The sequence below is a fragment of the Deltaproteobacteria bacterium genome (genome assembly GCA_016930875.1).
Taxonomy (GTDB): Bacteria; Desulfobacterota; Desulfobacteria; order Desulfobacterales.
Window position 1 is genome coordinate 1 of sequence record JAFGFW010000147.1, and the last position, 3,237, is coordinate 3,237.

The 3,237-nt window shown below is 48.4% G+C and carries 3 protein-coding genes; 1 reads left to right on the top strand and 2 read right to left on the bottom strand.

What is annotated here, in order from left to right; all coding sequences use genetic code 11:
• Window positions 1–98 precede the first annotated feature (98 nt).
• Window positions 99–929 carry a pentapeptide repeat-containing protein gene (locus JW883_12810; GenBank protein ID MBN1843145.1) on the top strand — a complete coding sequence of 277 codons (831 nt, stop codon included), beginning with the start codon at window positions 99–101 and terminating at the stop codon, window positions 927–929.
• Here the strand turns inward: JW883_12810 and JW883_12815 are convergent.
• Both JW883_12815 and JW883_12820 read right to left on the bottom strand, forming a co-directional pair.
• Entirely contained in the window at window positions 898–2,025 is a 1,128-nt protein-coding gene (locus JW883_12815) for a DNA photolyase (GenBank protein ID MBN1843146.1), read from the bottom strand. The genes JW883_12810 and JW883_12815 overlap by 32 nt on opposite strands.
• Entirely contained in the window at window positions 2,022–2,999 is a 978-nt protein-coding gene (locus JW883_12820; GenBank protein ID MBN1843147.1) for a ParB/RepB/Spo0J family partition protein, read from the bottom strand. The genes JW883_12815 and JW883_12820 overlap by 4 nt, the downstream gene beginning before the upstream one ends.
• Window positions 3,000–3,237: the final 238 nt, after the last annotated feature.

The following is a 3,237-nucleotide window of genomic DNA, read 5'->3' on the forward strand; positions in this document are numbered from 1 at the left end:
GAAAAATATTTTGGGCTCGCAGGCGGACTAGCCGCCGCCGACCTAACTTGGTTGGCCTGAGACGTTTGCTTTATCGAATATCCAGGGGAGAAAGTAAGATGACCGAAGATGATATTGAAAATGATAATATGGATGACGATGAAGAGAGTGATGATCTCCAGGAATTCAGCATAAAAGAACTGGGCCAGGCGGGTAGTACAAACCAGACAGGTTTAGATCGTGAGATCTTCATTGAGGAAAGGAAGATCCCAAACCTGGCAGAAATCGTAGCAATCGCCAATAAAGCTGACCGGCCCATCAGTATTGAAGATTGTGTGCTTGACAAGACGCGGATTGATGCAGCCAATATTGACATATTTATTGATGAGTCGGTCTTTGCAGGAGAAGCCGAGTCCAAAAATGCCGTATTTGGCGGAAAACTGGTTCTAACGGATACAATCTTTGAAGAAAATGCGGACTTTGGCGCCGCCACCTTCCAGGCGGAAGTAAGCTTTGACGAATGTGTTTTCCAAAATGAGGTCAGCTTTGCCGGCGCCAGAGTTGAGCATGGCGCCTCCTTTACGTCCTGTAATTTTCAAAAAGAGATCACATTTGATCATGCCTCATTTGCAGGCAAGGTCAGTTTCAGTGAATCAACCTTCCGAAAAAAGGTCACGTGCACAGATGCTCTTTTCTGGAAAGAGGTCGATCTCAGAGACGTGAAGTTTAAGGAGGGTCTCGATACGACCGGTTCAAACCTTGAGGATATGATAGAAGTTGCTCGGCAGGCGCCAAGGAGTCAGCAAAAAAAGCCCCGGGAAAAGGCCAAACCAAGAAAAACCGAGTTTAATCCATGGGGTGAACTGGACAAAGTATCCAAGAAAAACCTAAGCTGCAGACAGATCCTGCGTGGTGTTTTCAGGTTCTTACCGGAAAAGAAGAATGAGTGACCAGCCCGCAATGCCCTGCCGCACTCGCATCCAACATTCTTGATAACCCTCCGCGTTCTTTGGGAACAAAGCCCATAACCCTTTGCCACACCTCTTCATCCTCCATGCAAAAATAGATCATTACTCCAGGGGCCATCTCTCTAATCCAGGTCGCCATTCTTTGATAGAGCTCAATGCGCAGGGGCTTGAAATATCTCATCTTGCCGTCGAGACCCGGAATAAACTCGCCATAGACGATTTTGGACCTGGGAAATCGTTTCTGGACGATGGGCTTTAAAGAAGGCATGAACCGAAAGGAGCCAAGACTGATCCACACGATATTTTCCGCTGATACTGCGTTAAAGAGGTCTTTGACCAGTCTTTCATAATCCTTTTCCCAGCCGCTGTATAAGATCAAAGGATCAAAATGAAAAGCCAGGGGATATCCCCAGGCCTCACATTGGGCTGCGGCCCTGAGACGCGCTTTCATGCCGGCTGTGCCTCGTTCTTCATTTTGAATCACGGAAGGCGGATTAAGGGACCAGGCCACAATGGTCTTCCTGTTGTGGGAAATACCCCTCAGATTTTCTATTTCACATGTTTTGGTCTTGAGTTCCAACACAATGCGGTCCTGAGATGCAAAATGGAGCGCCAGCGTCTTGGAAAGTCCGGTCCACGGTTCCCATATAAGGCTGTCTGTAAATTCCCCTGTGCCTATGCGGTGAAAGGGCGGTGTCTTCAAGTCAAAAAGATCGTCCAGCTCTTTGAAAAGATCCTCTTGGTTTACAAAATACTGGAGCACCGGTGGATGGAAGTATGCTTGAAGGATGCAGTAAGCGCAGTCCATAGTGCAGTACGTCCCGATATGGAGGATCTGGTATCCGCAGCAAATGTAGGACTTGGTGCCAGGACATTTTCTCAAAAAAGGGCCCCGGTTGCGTGTGAGAAAAAGCACACGCTTTCCCCGACCCACCGGGTCGTCCGCGTCGGCCAGACTTTCATAGAGGCCAGACGGATCGCGGACAATAGTCGCGCCGCAGTCGCCGAGACGTTCTCGCACTGTTCGCACCACCGGATAGTCCGTCACGGCCTCGTCTATGTATAGCTCGGAAATCACAACTCCAGAAGCCTTTTCATGGCCGGATCCTTTACCAAGGCATCAAGGCTCTGGCGGCGGTCGCGCAGGTCTTTAAGGCTCTTGAAAGTCATGCGCAGCGTGTATAACCCTCCTTCAAAATATGCAGGTGCAGTGATGTGCATGTGTTCATCCAGCTTCAGCGCCTTCAATTCTCTCAAAAACTTCTCTTGCGCGTTGGCCAGTGTTGGAAACCGGCGTCTCTTTAAGTATGCTCTCACCATGGAACTCTTCTCGTTTTGATTCAATCTATGGCTATCCAAAATGGCCCTTATCTCCTTGGATTCCAGGACATCCGAAGGCATCAGATCCTCTCGAATCCCAATTTCCTCGACCAGTGTAATGATTTCTTTTTGTTTGTTCTGGCTCAGTTTAAATCCCTTCAAAAAATTATAGAAAACCAGGGCGTCTTCTGGCGAAAGCCTGCACAAGTCGGCTGCTGCTTCAAAGGAGATGGTGTTATCCAGCACACCTGTCTGAATGACCTCGGGAAGACGTATCAATGCACTGATCTTTTGGAAAACCTTTTGGTTTGAAGGAAAGCCCAGCAACGAAGAAAGCATTTCAAGGCTGTTTCCGGCGGTGTGAGCGCTTAGTTTTTGAATGCCCCGTGCCTGCTCAATTATGTTTAACGACCGATGAGATCGGTTATCCGATATGGCAAGTTTGAGCAACTCAGCTTCAGACAAGTCCCCTACAAGCGTCCGTGCTTTGATTTCCTGCCACCCGAGTAACTGACACGCCTTGATTCGCCTGAACCCACATACGATAATAAAAGTCGAATTGTCAATAGCTGTTACAACTGGAGGATTAATCAGGCCAACGGCTTGTATGGAGTCAACCAGGTTTGCAGTGTCAATGCGGAGGCTGAGACGAAAGGTATGATCTGTTATGTCTATCTTCGATATGGGGACGACCTTGTCTTCATAGTAAGCGTTCATAGGTTCAGAGTTCACCGTTCAGACTCCGGCCCATAGGGGCCTACGCCCCGGAGGGGGTTGCCTTTCTTTCGTTGTAACCATTCACAGGTTACATTCATGCCGTACGGAATTGTTTTGAAAGATGAACGTCGAACATCGAACGTCCAACGTCGAACGAAAAACGAATACCCAATACCGAACATTCAACCTGTCGAGAGCCTCAAGGTCGTGCGACGGCTATTTCTGTTTCTTTTCAGCCCTTCGACTCCGCTCA

Excerpts from the sequence above, each read along its gene's own strand:
- JW883_12810 (MBN1843145.1), top strand. The coding sequence starts at position 99 with ATGACCGAAGATGATATTGAAAATGATAATATGGATGACGATGAAGAG.